At 63.1% G+C, this 14,955-nt stretch carries 12 protein-coding genes and 1 riboswitch; all 12 genes read right to left on the reverse strand.

Annotated features, from left to right (window positions below; translation table 11 throughout):
* Nucleotides 1-123 precede the first annotated feature (123 nt).
* Entirely contained in the window at nt 124-939 is an 816-nt protein-coding gene (trpC, locus tag HMPREF2879_RS08560) for an indole-3-glycerol phosphate synthase TrpC (RefSeq protein WP_070635300.1), read from the reverse strand.
* A 14-nt stretch (nt 940-953) separates the two neighbouring features.
* Nucleotides 954-2,564, reverse strand: a complete 1,611-nt coding sequence (locus tag HMPREF2879_RS08565; RefSeq protein ID WP_070635301.1) for an anthranilate synthase component I — start codon at nt 2,562-2,564, stop codon at nt 954-956.
* A 316-nt stretch (nt 2,565-2,880) separates the two neighbouring features.
* A complete protein-coding gene (gene ribH / locus HMPREF2879_RS08570) occupies nt 2,881-3,357 on the reverse strand; it encodes a 6,7-dimethyl-8-ribityllumazine synthase (protein ID WP_005506244.1) in 477 nt (158 codons plus the stop codon).
* Nucleotides 3,358-3,413: 56 nt separating this feature from the next.
* Nucleotides 3,414-4,250, reverse strand: a complete 837-nt coding sequence (locus HMPREF2879_RS08575) for a GTP cyclohydrolase II (protein WP_141753037.1) — start codon at nt 4,248-4,250, stop codon at nt 3,414-3,416.
* Nucleotides 4,251-4,258: 8 nt separating this feature from the next.
* Nucleotides 4,259-5,539, reverse strand: coding sequence for a 3,4-dihydroxy-2-butanone-4-phosphate synthase (gene ribB / locus HMPREF2879_RS08580; protein WP_070635302.1), 1,281 nt, complete (start codon nt 5,537-5,539; stop codon nt 4,259-4,261).
* 162 nt (nt 5,540-5,701) lie between these two features.
* Complete coding sequence (gene ribD, locus HMPREF2879_RS08585) at nt 5,702-7,012, reverse strand: bifunctional diaminohydroxyphosphoribosylaminopyrimidine deaminase/5-amino-6-(5-phosphoribosylamino)uracil reductase RibD (RefSeq protein WP_070635303.1); 1,311 nt, start codon at nt 7,010-7,012, stop codon at nt 5,702-5,704.
* Nucleotides 7,013-7,744 (reverse strand): nicotinamide riboside transporter PnuC, encoded by a 732-nt coding sequence (gene pnuC, locus HMPREF2879_RS08590; RefSeq protein ID WP_049337701.1) that lies wholly within the window; start codon nt 7,742-7,744, stop codon nt 7,013-7,015.
* Between the two features lie 360 nt (nt 7,745-8,104).
* Nucleotides 8,105-8,302: riboswitch (FMN riboswitch) on the reverse strand.
* Between the two features lie 1,178 nt (nt 8,303-9,480).
* Nucleotides 9,481-10,752, reverse strand: a complete 1,272-nt coding sequence (fabF, locus tag HMPREF2879_RS08595; RefSeq protein WP_070635304.1) for a beta-ketoacyl-ACP synthase II — start codon at nt 10,750-10,752, stop codon at nt 9,481-9,483.
* A gap of 219 nt (nt 10,753-10,971) precedes the next feature.
* Nucleotides 10,972-11,214: an acyl carrier protein gene (locus HMPREF2879_RS08600; RefSeq protein ID WP_005507475.1), complete on the reverse strand. Its 243-nt coding sequence runs from the start codon at nt 11,212-11,214 to the stop codon at nt 10,972-10,974.
* A 204-nt stretch (nt 11,215-11,418) separates the two neighbouring features.
* Nucleotides 11,419-12,444 carry a beta-ketoacyl-ACP synthase III gene (locus HMPREF2879_RS08605; protein WP_070635305.1) on the reverse strand — a complete coding sequence of 342 codons (1,026 nt, stop codon included), beginning with the start codon at nt 12,442-12,444 and terminating at the stop codon, nt 11,419-11,421.
* 115 nt (nt 12,445-12,559) lie between these two features.
* Nucleotides 12,560-13,459: an ACP S-malonyltransferase gene (locus HMPREF2879_RS08610; protein WP_070635306.1), complete on the reverse strand. Its 900-nt coding sequence runs from the start codon at nt 13,457-13,459 to the stop codon at nt 12,560-12,562.
* A 340-nt stretch (nt 13,460-13,799) separates the two neighbouring features.
* A complete protein-coding gene (locus HMPREF2879_RS08615; RefSeq protein ID WP_070635307.1) occupies nt 13,800-14,888 on the reverse strand; it encodes a tyrosine recombinase XerC in 1,089 nt (362 codons plus the stop codon).
* Nucleotides 14,889-14,955: the final 67 nt, after the last annotated feature.

A 14,955-nucleotide genomic window follows, 5' to 3' on the forward strand; every position in this document is an offset into this window, starting at 1 on the left:
GCCCCCAGGCGCTGAAGAGGGGGCACTCCCCCGCAAGCGTGAACCGGTACAACCTCTCAAACAACTAGCCCACGGAAGTCACTCCCCCGCGAGCGTTGTCCGGTCGTCTTCTCTTAGCAACCCTTATCGGGTCACGGGCACCTTGGAGAATTCACGCACGGTACCTTCGGGGTCGCCGGAGCGTACCAGCGCTTCACCGATGAGCACAGCATCGGCACCGGCACCAGCGTAGGCGCGCACGTCCTCAATGCTGGCGACACCGGATTCGGCAACCTTAATGACCGAGTTGGGCAGGTGCGCTGCGAGGGATGCGTAGTGTTCGTTGTTGACTTCGAGGGTCTTGAGGTTACGAACGTTGATGCCGACGATTTTGGCGCCGATGCGCTGGGCGACCTCGATTTCTTCGGGGGTGTGGGTTTCAACGAGGGCGTTCATGCCGAGCGATTCGGTGAGTTCAAGGAACTCGCGCAGGGTCTGCTCGTCAAGTGCCGCGACAATCAGCAGAACCAGGTCGGCGCCGTGTGCGCGTGCCTCCCAAATCTGGTACTCGTCGACGGTGAAGTCCTTGCGCAGCACGGGGATGTTCACGGCGGCGCGGACTGCGTCAAGGTCGGCGAGGGAGCCGTTGAATCGGCGCTGCTCGGTGAGCACGGAGATTGCTGCGGCGCCACCTGCCTCGTAGCGTGCGGCAAGCGCAGCGGGGTCCGGGATTTCACCGAGGGCACCCTTGGAGGGCGAGGAGCGCTTCACCTCAGAAATAATGCGTGCGGTGGTGCCGTTGCCGCCGCCGGGTACTTCACCGCGTAGGGAGGCGAGCGCGTCGCGGGCGGGTGCGGCTGCGAGGGCGTGCTTCTTCATTTCCTCGAGGGGAACCTGCTGTACGCGGGCGGCGAGGTCTTCGCGGACGCCGACGATGATCTCGTCGAGAACGGTGCTCATGGTGTCTCCTTGGGTTATTTGGTGGCGTTGACGGCTGCGTCTGCGTCCAGGGGTGCCAGGCCGGAGGCGGTCAGCACGGCGCGCAGCGGGGCGGCGGACTTGTTGACGGTTTCGAGGGTTTCGGAGTCCGGGTTGGAGTCCATGACGAGGCCCGCACCTGCCTGTACGTAGGCGGTGCCTTCCTTGAGCACGGCGGTGCGGATGGCGATGGCCATGTCCATGTTGCCGGCGAAGTCGAAGTAGCCGCATACGCCGCCGTAGACGCCGCGGCGGGTCGGTTCGTATTCGTCGATGAGCTGCATGGCGCGCGGCTTGGGTGCACCGGAGAGGGTGCCCGCCGGGAAGGCGACGCGCAGCACGTCGTAGGCGCTGAACTGCGGGTCGAGTTCGGCGCTGACGGCGGAGGAAATGTGCATGATGTGGCTGAAACGCTCAATGATCATGAACTGGTCGACGGACACGGTGCCGGGCTTGGCGATGCGTGAGAGGTCGTTGCGTGCCAGGTCGACGAGCATGAGGTGTTCGGAGCGTTCCTTTTCGTCGGCGAGCAGTTCCTCGGCGAGTGCGAGGTCTTCTTCGCGGGTTGCGCCGCGCGGGCGGGAACCGGCGATGGGGTGGGTGCTAGCGATGCCGTCCTTGAGGGTGACGAGCGCCTCCGGGGAGGAGCCGACGATGTGGAAGGGGGTGCCGTTGCTGTCTTCGAAGTTGAAGAGGTACATGTACGGCGAGGGGTTGGACTGGCGCAGTACACGGTACACGTCGAGTGCCTTGGCGTTGGTTTCGGCTTCGAATCGGCGTGAGAGCACGATTTGGAAGACGTCGCCGTCGATGATGTTCTTCTTGGAGCGGTCGATGGCGTCCTTGAAACCCTGTTCGCTCCAGGTGAGGGTGACGTCTTCGCGGACCTTACGGTCAACGTCTGCCACGCCGGAGAGAGTGGAGGTGGTTGCGGTGGCGCCGCGCTGCAGGCGGCGGAGCATGCTGTGCAGGCGCGCGATGGCATCCTCGTAGGCGCCGTCGACGTTTTCGCTGGTGCCGTTGAAGTTGATGGCGTTGGCGACGAGCAGGACGGTGCCGTCCTTGTTGTCGTGAATTGCCATGTCGGAGACCATGTTGAGCGCGAATTCGGGCAGGTTCACGTCATCGGCGGGCGGGAACGGCAGGTGCTCCCAGTGGCGTACGACGTCCCAGCCGAGGTAGCCAACCAGGCCGGAGGTGAGCGGCGGCAGGGTCGGGTCGGGTTCGGTGTAGAGCATCTGCAGGGTCTTTGCGATGGCTTCTACGGGGTCGCCGTCGACGGGTGCGCCGGCGGGGGTGCGGCCCTGCCAGTGGACTGCGCCGTCAACGGTGGTGAGGGTGGAGCGGGAGGACGCGCCGATGAAGGAGTAGCGGTCCCAGGCTGCGGATTCGCCTTCTGCGGAGATTTTGGCGGATTCGAGCAGGAAGGTGCCGTGGGCTGCATCGACGGGTTCGCCCTGGTCGTTTTGGAGTACGAGGGATCGGTAGATGCCGATGGGGGTGAGTGAGTCGGCGAGGATTTTGATGTGTACGGGAATGACGCGGGTGCCGGCTGCGCGGGCGCGGAATTCTTCGAGGCTGGGGGTGATGGTGCCCAAATCCTGCATTGCTGTACTCCTTGGTGTTGGTTTGGGAGCGCGTCGGTGCGCTGTGTCCCTTAGCTGCTGCGCGGGGTTTTTACCGGTACATGGGGTTTTACCGGTACATGGGGTTTTACCGGTACATGGGGTACCGGGACATATGTTCCGGTGTGTATCTCTCTGGCGCATACTTGCCAGATCCATAGACGCCCGATAATGCCTGATAAATCCCGGTAAGCCCGGTGCGCGGGTTGTTTCAGTTTAACCGGTACTACGGCCCAGTTCCACGGTGAAGATCAGAACGTTCTCTTCGTGAAACTGAGCCGCGTACCGTTCAGCCGTGTTAGTTGCTGAACTGCTTGAGGGTTGCTGCGGTCTGCAGTGCCGCCGCGGTCGCCTCGTAGCCCTTGTCTTCGTTGGAGCCTTCCAGGCCTGCACGGTCGAGTGCCTGCTGCTCGTTATCGCAGGTGAGCACGCCGAAGCCGATGGGGCGGCCGGTCAGCACGGACACGTCGGTCAGGCCGTTGGTTGCGCCCTGGCAGACGTAGTCGAAGTGGGGGGTGCCGCCACGGATAACCACGCCGAGCGCGACGATTGCGTCGAACTTCTCAGCGAGGCGGGTTGCTGCGACGGGCAGCTCGAAGGTGCCGGGAACGCGCACGAGGGTCGGCTCGATGCCTGCATCGCGTGCTGCACGCTGTGCACCGTCGATGAGGCCGTCCATGACCTGGGTGTGCCAGCTTGCCGCTACGATTGCGAGCTTGAAGCCCTTGTAGTCTTCGGGGTTGAGGGTGGTGTCTGCTGCGCCTACGCCGCTCATTGTGTTCTCCTTGTGGGGTTCTGGGTTTGTGAAAAGTTTAGTTTGCAGGGGTGCCGCTACGCGCTTTTGAGCACGTGGCGCATGCGCTCACGCTTGGTCTGCAGGTAGTGAGCGTTCTCAACTCGGGCGGGAATTTCATCCGGGATGAGTTCGGCGACCTGCAGACCGAGGCTTTCGAGCGCCTCCTGCTTGGCGGGGTTGTTGGTCACGAGCCTCAGCTCGTTCACACCGAGTTCCTGCAGGATCAGTGCCGCCTGCGAGTAGTCGCGCATGTCGCCGTCCAGGCCGAGCGCCAGGTTCGCGTCGAGGGTGTCGAGCCCGGCATCCTGCAGCGCGTAGGCGCGGAGCTTGTTGACCAAGCCGATACCGCGTCCTTCATGGTTGCGCACGTAGATGAGGTACCCGCCGGTGCGGCCAATGATGCGCAGGCCGTTCTCCAGCTGGGGGCCGCAATCGCATCGGAATGAACCGAAAATATCGCCGGTGGCGCATTCGGAGTGGATGCGCACCGCGGGCGCTCCCCCGTCCTCGGCGGGTACGGGGGTGCCGTCACGGTCGAGGGCACGGGCACTGAGGTGCTCGGCGCCGTCTGCGAATCGCCAGGCGCGCAAACCGAACACACCCTGCGGGGTGGGTACGGCGACCTCTTCGGTGCTTTCTACCAGCAGCGGGCTGGGGTTGGGCACCATGTCGAGGGGGCTGACTCGGTAGCCTTCAGCGAGCTGGGAGGCGATGCGCAGGGATTCGGCGCTGAGCTCTTCAACCTGCGCCTCAACCGACTCGACCAAGGTGTCCGCTGAGGGGGTGCCCGGCTCTGCCAAGGTGACAGCCGCGGGGGTGCTCAGCTCTGCGGGAGTGCCTGGCGTTGCTTGGGTGTTAGGGGTTTCGCTCATGCGTTCTCCTACGCCTTAGCTACGTACTTGATGAGGTCTTCGATAGAGATCATGGGCAGGTTGTGCTCGGTGGCGAAGGCGCGCAGTGCGTCGAAACGCATCATGGAGCCGTCGTCGTGCACGACCTCGGCGATAACGCCCACGCCGGACAGGCCCGCCGCGAGGGAGAGTTCCACTGCGGCTTCGGTGTGGCCGGGGCGCTCCGCCACGCCGCCGTCAACGGCGCGCAGCGGGAAGATGTGGCCGGGGCGGGGAATATCCGCCGGGGTGGAGGATGCGTCCGCGAGGATCTGCACGGTGCGTGCGCGGTCCGCCGCGGAAATGCCGGTGCTCACGCTGGAGGCCGCATCGCAGGAGACGGTGTAGGCGGTGCCCTTGGGGTCCTCGTTGTTGGTGACCATGGGCGGCAGGTTCATCTCGTCGGCACGCTTGTTGCTCATGGGCGCGCACACGACGCCGGAGGTGTAGCGAATCATGAAGCCCATCAGCTCGGGGGTTGCGTGCTCGGCAGCGAAGATGATGTCACCTTCGTTTTCGCGGTCCTCATCGTCAACGACGACTACGGCGCGACCGGCGGCGATAGCGTCCACCGCGGTCTGCACGCTGTCGAGAACGCTTGCGGCGTCGGCGCGGCGGGGTGCAACCTGCTCAGAAGCAGTCTGCGGCACGCCAGCAAACGCGGTCAGGCGCTGCACGTACTTAGCGAGCGCATCGGTCTCAAGGTTCACGCTGTCGCCGACCTTGAGCGCGCCGAGGTTGGTTGCCTTCAGGGTTTCGGGAATCAGACCGACCTCGAACCATGCGGGGGTAACACCGGGCTCAGAAACGGCGGTGACGGTCAGGGACACGCCAGAAACAGCGATGGAGCCCTTCTCCGCGAGCAGGGGTGCCAGCTCGGCGGGCAGGTTGAAACGCAGGGTGCTCCACGCCTCGTGCGCGGTGACGGATGCGAGGGTGCCCACCGCATCCACGTGGCCCTGCACGACGTGACCGTCGAGGCGACCACCGGCGGGCAGGCAACGCTCCAGGTTGACGGTGTCGCCGGGGTTCAGGTTGCCGAGGTTGGTGCGGCGCAGGGTCTCGCCCATGGCGTAGGCGCGGAACTGGCCGGGCTGCAGCTGGTCAAGGTCAATAGCGGTGAGGCATACACCGTTGACGGCGAGGGAGCCGCCGTGTTCGAGGTCGGCGACGATGTCTCCGGCGTTGAGGGTCAGATAGGCTGCGTCGCTACCTTCGATGGGGGTGATGGATTCTACGGTGCCGAGGGCGCCAATGATTCCGGTAAACATGTGTGCTTTCCTTTTCTCGCCGTGTCCGCCGGGGCGTCGTCGTTGAGGGCGACGGGCGGCGATGGTTTGTTCGTCGGTATAACTATACGTATTTTTCGAATATTCCCCGTGACGGGGAGTTTTTGTGCCAGCATGCGAACCATCCAGCACTGCCCGTCGCGGCTAATCCAGTCTTGGTTCGGGCGCGTGGCAGGCATCCAGCTTCGGCAGGGTCCGCCGTTTGCCGGGTTCCTGCACCGTTCCGCGAGGTGCCGGCACCAGGTGCGTTGCGGTGTCATTGCCGAGCACGCGCACCGCCGGGAACATGCCCAGGTCGTCCAGCTGCAGGCGCGGTGCCTGCGCGAGGGTGTCCACGAGCAGACGGTACACGGCGCTCTTGCCTCGACCCATAATCATGGGCGCGCGGTACCAGACCATCTCGTCGATGAGGTCCTCACCTGCGAAGAGGCCGATCATGCCGGGGCCGCCCTCAATCATGAGGTGCCGCACGCCGCGGGCGTACAGCTCATCGAGCAGTTCACGCGGGTCGTGGGTGAAAATCTGCAGGAAGTTCTGCGGGTCTGCCTCCACACCTTCGGGCGGGTTGAGGCCGCGCACGCGGTAGTTCTCGGTAATCTCGGTTTTACCCATGACCACGCGCAACGGCTGCTTCTCGAAGCGTTCCCCGTTGGCGTCGCGCGCATCCAGGGTCGGGTCGTCCATGAGGGTGGTTCGGGTGCCGATCATGACGGCGTCGGCGCGGTGACGAATCAGGTGCCCGTCAATGCGCGCGGCGGGGCCGGTAATCCACTTGCTCGTGCCGTCAGCAGCCGCGATGAACCCGTCCAGGGTGGACGCGCTCTTTGCGGTAATGAAGGGGCGGCGTTCGGCGGCGGCAATGAACCAGCGCTCGTTCAGCAGGTAGGATGCGTCCGCGAACTCCTCCATGGCGTGCACGGTGACGCCCTGCGAGCGCAGGTAGGCGGCGCCTCCAGCTGCGTTTTCGGTGTCGTCGCTGTAGGCGTAGTAGAGTTCGCTGATGCCCGCCTCGGCGACGGCGTGGGAGCAGGGGCCGGTGCGTCCGGTGTGGTTGCAGGGCTCGAGGCTCACGTACATGCGGGCGCCGGTGAGGTCGGTTCCCGCGGCTCGGGCGGCGGCGAGGGCGTCGGCTTCGGCGTGCGGGGTGCCTGCGCCTCGGTGGTAACCCACGTGCAGCAGGTGCCCGTGCGCGTCAGTGATGACGGCGCCGACGAGGGGGTTCGCGCCGCGGATACCCTGGCGTGCCGCCTGCAGTGCCAGGGTCATGGCCTCTGCGTGGCTGAGCTCCTGCTCGGGGCCGGGCAGCTGGAGGGTGCGTGCGGCGGGCAACCCGGCGAGGTGACCGTACTCCGCGGCGGAGTAGTCCGCATCGTTGCGCGGCGAATATACGCTCGGGGCGACGGTTACGGGCAGGTGCGCGCTCGCCAGCACCTGCTGTGAGGGGTTCTGCGGCATTTATGCACGGCCCTTCTGCACGTCGGTAACCTCAACGGTCACGTCGGGGAACTGGGTCTGCACCTGGGTCTTCTGCGCCTCCAGGTTGCGGGTGCGCCACCAGACGAAGAAGCCGACCAGGGTGAAGCATCCGTAGAACACGTACATGAAGGAGGTTGCGTAGTAGCCTGCGCTCCACAGCAGCGGCACGCCGACCAGGTCGACGGCAACCCAGATGAGCCAGAATTCAACCCAGCCGCGCGCCATGCCGTAGGTGGCGAGCAGCGAGCCGGTGAAGATCCAGGCGTCGGACCAGACGGGTTCGTAGGAGCCGAGGGCGCGGAAGATGGGGGTGAGCAACAGGGTGCCCGCGACCATGGCGACAACCAGGCCTGCGCGTTCGGTGTTGGTAGCCCACTTGGGGATTACCGCGGCACCTTCGGAGGCGTCACCACCGGCGGCGCGGGTGGCGCGCCAACGGTGCCAGCCCCAGATGGACACGGCAATGAACATGATTTGGCGGCCTGCCTGGCCGAGCATGGTGACGGGGTGAGGGCTGCCGACGAGGGCGCCCAGGAAGACGGTGAGGAGCAGCAGGTTGCCGAGAATGCCGACGGGCCACGCCCATACTTTGCGTCGCATGCCGCCGAGCGCCGATGCCAGGCCGAATGCGTTTCCGAGAACTTCGCGCACGAGAAGGGACTGGTCCCCCACGTGAATTTGTGCGTCGAAGAGCCACCGCAAGATGTCCATTGTTTCTTTCCTCTCTGAGTTGGACCGTGTTTCGGATGCGCTGTGTGCGCATCTGCGGCGGCTCCGGGGAGAGGAACAGAAAAGGGCGGCTACCGCGGGCATCTTATGGGGTGCCCGATTTATGGGATGGCCGGTATCCGTGGTGAGGCGGGAGCGGCGATTCAGCCAACCGTGGCTGAAAACCGTGGCTGAAATCAGAGACTGCGATCGAGGGGAATAACGTACCGGCACCTACGAAAGGTGCCTCTCCCCTGCTACACAGAAAGCTGATGCTCTCTGAAACAACTGCGTTGGGTGCGCGATGCAAGCTGTCCCAAGGTTTCTCGGGCGGCTCGACAGAGTGCGCTCCTGCCTTTTTCTGCTCGTGCTACCTTCCATCCAGACTGTACTGTCGGCACCGGATTTTCACCGGTTCGGCCTCTCTTGCGGGCGGGCTTCTCTAGCGGAGTCTTGCATCCTGTGCGGATGCGAAGATTCGTACGATTTTTGCCTGCCTGCGAGAGTGGTTCGCGGGCTGTGACCGCCGGTTCGGAATTTCACCGACCCCGGAGCACGATGTTGATACTGATTATGCCACAGCGCACGCAGGGGGTTTAATTTGTTTTCTCTGGGATAACTTCCGTGACAAGATGACGTTTTATGACTGTACTCTCAGCGCGCCTTCAAGACCCTCTCAACAAGCCCTCGCGGTAGTCACTTGCGGGACCGTTTTGGAACCCGATTCTTCAAGTTTTCGGGGATGATTTATCACGGTTTCATAACGGTGGAGAGCACCAAACAGACCAAAGAGTTATGAGGACCTTCTGAGGGGTTACCCAGAACACATTGAACACCCGTCAATACCTTTATGACAAGGAATTATAACAATAAGGTTAAATTATTGGTTTAAGGTTTACTCCAGGGGTGATTTAAGGTTATTCTTATCTACAGGAGCTCCCATCACCGATAAACCGGTTCCGTTGAGAGCGACATGATTCGGACCATCCGAGCACTCACATCAAACCCTTAAGCTTCTGCCATTTGAAGCTGGAAGACTACTCCGTGGACTGCATTCTTTGGATAGTTTTCGACGCAGCATCTGCGCGCACTAAACTGCGCGGTTTATGCGGCACACGATGCTGAGGTGCTTCACCATCGGGAGGCAACCACACCGAATTGTTTTTCTCAACGGAACCGGCGTGGGAGCTCTTCCGAATAAACTTCCGGAAGAACGCGTAACATGCGCCTTTGTACACCTATACAGGGGGCGTTGTGCGTATCGAACGGTCATAAGCTCCCGTTCTTCTGTCGTCGCCTACCGTGGTGCGCGATGGGGGTTACGGGAACCTTGCGGGATGGTTGATCCCGCGCGCTCTGCATTGTCTTGTGGAGTGTGGTGTGTTTGGGTGGCGTATTCGCAGTGCCGGAGCGAATACGCCACCCGTTTTTAACGTGAGGGCGTACCGGACACGCGAAGCGGGGGCTCCGTCCTCGAAGCGCCCCCCAGGCGCTGAAGAGGGGGCACTCCCCCGCTTCGTGTGTTCTGGTCGTCTTCTCAAAACAACTAACCCACGGAAACAGGGTCGCCCGCGATAGCTAACTATCACAGGCGACCCTGTACGTATCAAAATCGGTGAGGGCGCGGTCGGGAATGCGTGGCGGGGGCTCCGTCCTCAAGGCGCCCCAGCGCCGCAGAGGGGGCACTCCCCCGCAAGCATTGTCCGACGTGCCCTTCCTATGAGGCTGTCGAAGAGTTTTTAGCCCTCTACGGAGCGGAATGCTACAACTGCGTTGTGGCCGCCGAAACCGAAGGAGTTCGACAGTGCCACGATCTCACCGGCGGGCAGCTCGCGCGCCTCAGTCACCACGTCCAAGTCAATCTGGGGGTCCTTGTTGTCCAGGTTGATGGTGCAGGGTGCGGTGCGGTGGTGCAGAGCCAGGACGGTCAGCACAGCCTCGAGGGCGCCCGCGCCGCCGAGCAGGTGGCCGGTCATGGACTTGGTTGCGGAGACGGCGATGTTCTTGGTGTGCTCGCCGAAGGTTTCGTGCATTGCGGTTGCTTCGGGCAGGTCACCGGCGGGGGTGCTGGTGGCGTGCGCGTTGATGTGCACGACGGTCTTCGGGTCGATGTTGCCGTCTTCGAGGGCTTCGCGCAGTGCGCGGGTTGCGCCGAGTGCTGCAGGGTCCGGTGCGGTGATGTGGTAGGAGTCGGCGGATACGCCGGTGCCTGCCAGTTCCGCGTAGACGCGTGCGCCGCGTGCCTTGGCGTGCTCTTCGGATTCGAGGATGAGCGCTGCTGCGCCTTCACCCATGACGAAGCCGTCGCGGTCGACGTCGTAGGGGCGGGATGCCTTTTCGGGTTCGTCGTTGCGGGAGGAGAGTGCCTGCATCTTGGCGAATGCTGCCATGGGAAGCGGGTGGATTGCTGCTTCGGCACCGCCGACGATGACGACGTCTGCCTTGCCGTTGCGGATCATTTCAGCACCGAGCTGCATGGCTTCGGTGGAGGATGCGCATGCGGAGACGACGGTCTGTGCTGCGGCGCGTGCCTTGAGGTTCATGGAGACGGCTGCTGCGTTGCCGTTGGGCATGAGCATGGGAACGGTCATGGGGAGGACGCGGCGGGGGCCCTTTTCGCGGAGGGTGTCCCATGCGTCGAGGAGGGTCCACACGCCACCGATGCCGGTGCCGAAGGCTACGCCGGTGCGTTCGGGGTCGACTTCTTCTGCGGAGTCGGCGTCGGGGCCGGAGAATCCTGCGTCTTCCCATGCTTCGCGTGCGGCGATGAGGGCGAGCTGGCCCGAGGGATCCAGGCGCTTTGCTTCTACCTTGGTGAGGCGGCCGGATTCGAGGGCGGGCACGGCGAGCTGGCCTGCAATGTATACGGGCAGGTCGTATTCCTTGACCCAGGGGTGGTCGAGGGTGGATACACCAGATACGCCCTTGGTTGCGTTTTCCCAGGTGGTGGGGACGTCGCCGCCAATGGGGGTGGTCGCGCCGAGGCCGGTCACCAGCACTTTTCGAGACATTGTGGCACTTTCTCTTCGGTGGTCGATTTGGTGGTTTATCCGGTGGTGTGTGGATAAAAACCTGTTGGACCCGGGGTTTACAGTGGGCGTTTTCACGCCGTGGAGAGTGCAGTCATCGCACCCTGTGTGTTCCCGGGGGTATGTTGGATTGAAAGCTGAGTGAATAGCGATGCGGCGCGGGCCGGTGAGAGCCCGCGCCGCCTCGTTATTGGTTATAGCTTAGGCAGCGTTCGCGATGAACTCGACTGCGTCGCCAACGGTCTTGAGGTTCTTGACCTCTTCGTCCGGGATGGTCACCTCGAACTTCTCCTCAGCGTTCACGACGATGGTCATCATCGAGATGGAGTCGATGTCCAGGTCCTCGGTGAAGGACTTGTCCAGCTGAACGTCCTCAACCTCAACGCCGGTCTCTTCGTTAACGATTTCTGCCAGACCTGCGAGGATCTCTTCCTTGTTAGCCATTCAGGGGCTCCTTTGTTTTTTCGATGGTCATCGCACCCGCCGGGTGGGGGTACGCGTGCATTACCGAGTTTATCGTGTCTGCGTGGTGTACGCATGCGTCAACTCGGAGTTTGTGGGGATGCTTTCCCGCTTTCTTTTCTTTCTCGCGCACCGGCGCTGTGCCGGTCGTGAGGGGCGGGGAGCATCGGGCTCTGGTGGTTTTCCTTAGGGAAGGACGACTACCTGAGCTGCGAATGCCAGGCCGGCACCGAAACCAATCTGCAGGGCGAGCTTGCCGGAGAGTTCCGGGTTCTCCTTGAGCAGGCGGTGCGCGGCGAGGGGGACCGATGCGGCGGAGGTGTTACCGGCATCGACGATGTCGCGTGCCACTGCCACCGTGTCGGGAAGTTTGAGGGTCTTGACCATCTGGTCAATGATGCGGGCGTTTGCCTGGTGCGGGATGAGCGCGCCGAGCTCGTCGGGGGTGATGCCGGCGGTTTCGAGTGCCTGCTTGGCGACCTTCGCCATTTCCCATACTGCCCAGCGGAAGACGGAGGGGCCGTCCTGACGCAGGGTGGGCCAAATCTTTTCGCCTTCTTCGACGGGGTTTGCGACGAAGTCGCGGTTGCGGATGTCCAGCAGGGAGTGGGTCATGCCGACGGTGCCCCAGCGGGAACCGTCCGAACCCCATACGGTCGGGGCAATGCCGGGTTCGTCGGAGACGCCTACGACTGCTGCGCCTGCGCCGTCGCCGAGCAGGAAGGAGATGGTGCGTTCGGTGTTGTCGATGAAGTCCGAGAGCTTCTCAACGCCGATGACCAGCACATGCTTTGCGGTACCCGCACGGACGAGGGCGTCTGCCTGGGCGATGCCGTAGCAGAAACCTGCACACGCTGCGGAGATGTCGTATGCGGGGCATTTGGAGCCGATTGCGTCGGCGACCAGGGTTGCCAGGGAGGGGGTTGCGTAGGGGTGCGAGATGGTCGAGATGATGACCGCCTCAATGTCCTCACCGGCCACGCCGGATGCTTCGAGGGCGTCCTTGGCGGCACCGATGGCGAGGTCGGCTACCGACTGGTTTTCGCTGGCGCGGTGGCGGGTTGCGATGCCGGTGCGCTGCTTGATCCACTCGTCGGAGGAGTCGATTGCCTCAACGATGTCGTCGTTGGGAACGATGACGTCGCCGCGGGCTGCGCCGTAACCGAGGATGCGGGAGTAGCGGTTGATTTCGTACTGCTTGAGGGTAGTCACGTATTCAATCCTTAGTGCTGATGCTCGCAAGACACTGTGTGCCTCGCAGGTCTAAAGTGCATGTCTAGTGTGAAGGGTTCCGGTACTGGGAGGGCGGGGTGCGCTCCCCCGGCGTTTAGCCCTTCAGCGAGGTGAGGTCCTCGGGAGTGTTGATGGAGGTGCCGGGCACGCCGCGCATCGCGCGCTTTGCCAGGCCGACCAGGGTGCCTGCGGGGGCGACCTCGATAATGCCGGCGACCTCACGCTCGAGCAGGGTTGCCATGCACAGGTCCCAGCGGACGGGGCTGGTGACCTGGGAGACGAGGGTCTTGACGAACTCTTCACCGGATGCCACGGCGGAACCGTCGCGGTTGGTCAGCAGTGCGGAGGTCGGGTCGGAGACCTGCAGGGATGCGGCGAACTCTTCCAGGGCGGGCACGGCGGGTGCCATTGCCTCGGTGTGGAATGCGCCAGCAACCTTCAGAGGGATGACGCGAGCGCGTGCGGGCGGGTTCGCGGCGAATGCCTCGATGGCGGGGATGGGGCCTGCGGCTACGATCTGGCCGCCGCCGTTGGAGTTTGCTGCGACGAGGCCTGCTGCGTCGATGGCTTCGCGGACGTTTTCTTCAACGCCGCCGAGTACTGCAGCCATGCCGGTCGGGGAGGCGGCTGCCGCCTCCGCCATGCCGTTGGCGCGTACGCGCACGAAACTCATTGCGTCTTCGTCGCTGAGTACGCCCGCGAGGGCTGCTGCGGTGATTTCGCCGACGGAGTGGCCCGCGAAGATGAGCTCTTCACCGTCGAGTTCGCGCAGTGCGAGGCGACCGGTGACGATGCCTGCAGCCACAATGAGGGGCTGGGCGATTGCGGTGTCCTTGATGGTTTCTTCTTCGGCTTCGGTGCCGTAGTGAATCAGGTCGATGCCTGCCGCTTCGGAGAGTCGTTCCAGGTGCTCACGCACACCTTCAATCTCGAGCCAGGGGCTCAGGAAGCCCTTCTTCTGGGAGCCCTGTCCGGGGCAAACGAGTGCGCGCATGCGGTGCGACCTTTCTGGTTTTTAGTACTCGTACGCGGTGCCGTTATAGAGACGGAGACCACGGTTAGTCTGTTACCTATGCTACCTTGTTCAGCCGCTTTGTATAAACATCGCAGTGCAGAAATTCGGGGTGCACTGGGAGCTGAGACAGTGGTTGAACAGTGTATAGCTTAGAACGATTTCCCCCATTCGTACAGTTCAGCCGCTCAAGGTTCAAATAGAGAGACATTAGACGGCGGCGCTCAGCGCACTATTCAAAGCGCTACCCAGAGCTCTATTCAAAGCACAGTCCAGCACACTCCCCCGCACCTGTGCATAAACCCCTAGACACACGAACGTCCTACGCTCGCGGATGCGCCCGCGCGTACGTCTCCGCCAGACGCTTCATCGACACGTGCGTGTAAATCTGCGTGGTCGCCAACGACGAATGCCCCAAAAGCTCCTGCACCGAACGAATATCGGCGCCACCATCCACCAGGTGAGTCGCCGCCGAATGACGCAAAACGTGCGCACCCGACGCCTGAGTATTCTCCACCGTGCGCAACAGGCGGGTCAGATCCTCACGAATCTGACGGGCATTCGCACGCCCACCCCGAGGACCGATAAACAGCGCCGTCACGCCCTGGGACCCCTCCGGAATCCACTGCGGACGACCATAGGACACCCAACGATTCAACGCCTTAAGCGCCGGGGTACCCAGCGGCACCACGCGCTCCTTATTGCCCTTACCCAGCACGCGCACCGTCTTATTCGCCCGGTCCACGCTCTGCAAATCCAGGCCCGTCAGCTCAGAAATACGCATGCCCGAGGCGTACAGCACCTCAACCACAGCTTCCAGGCGCAGCAGGCGCGCATCCCGAGGGTCTTGCGCCCGACGCTCCTGCAGGGTAGTCAGTAGCTGGTTCATCTGCTCACGGCTCAGCACCGGCGGCAGGTGATTCTCCCGCTTGGGGGTGCGCATACCGCGGGTGGGGTTGGCGTGCACCAGCTCCTCTTCCTGAGCCCAGGTGAAGAACGTTCGCAGGGTCGAACCGCGGCGCGCCACCGTAGAACGAGCCGCCTGCCGCAGATGCAACGAACCCAACCACTCACGAATCAGGGACGCATCAATGCTGTCCAGATGCCGCACACCGCGGCGCGCCATGTAGCCGAAGAAGCCCTCCAAATCGGAGATATACGAGCGGATCGTCTCTTCGGAACGGTGCTTCTCATAGCGCAAAAAACGCTCAAAACGGTCCAGGACGGGGCGGAACACCTCGCCGGAAACACCCAGTGCAGAATCAGGTAGAGCAGAGCTCTCTACTTGCTCCGGCGCAAGCGTGCGGGTGTAGGTCACCGGCAGGGTCGTGGAGGGAGCCTCGTCCCGGTACTCCTCGCGGTTCTCGTTCCGGTTTTCTGCTCGGTTTTCGTGTTGGCGGGCGGGGGTCATGCGTCCCTCCTTTCGTGGTTCTGGTTCCTTACTTAAGCAGCGTTGATGCTTCTCGATGTTGTATTTC

Source organism: Rothia sp. HMSC069C04, from assembly GCF_001812895.1.
Taxonomy (GTDB): Bacteria; Actinomycetota; Actinomycetes; order Actinomycetales; family Micrococcaceae; genus Rothia.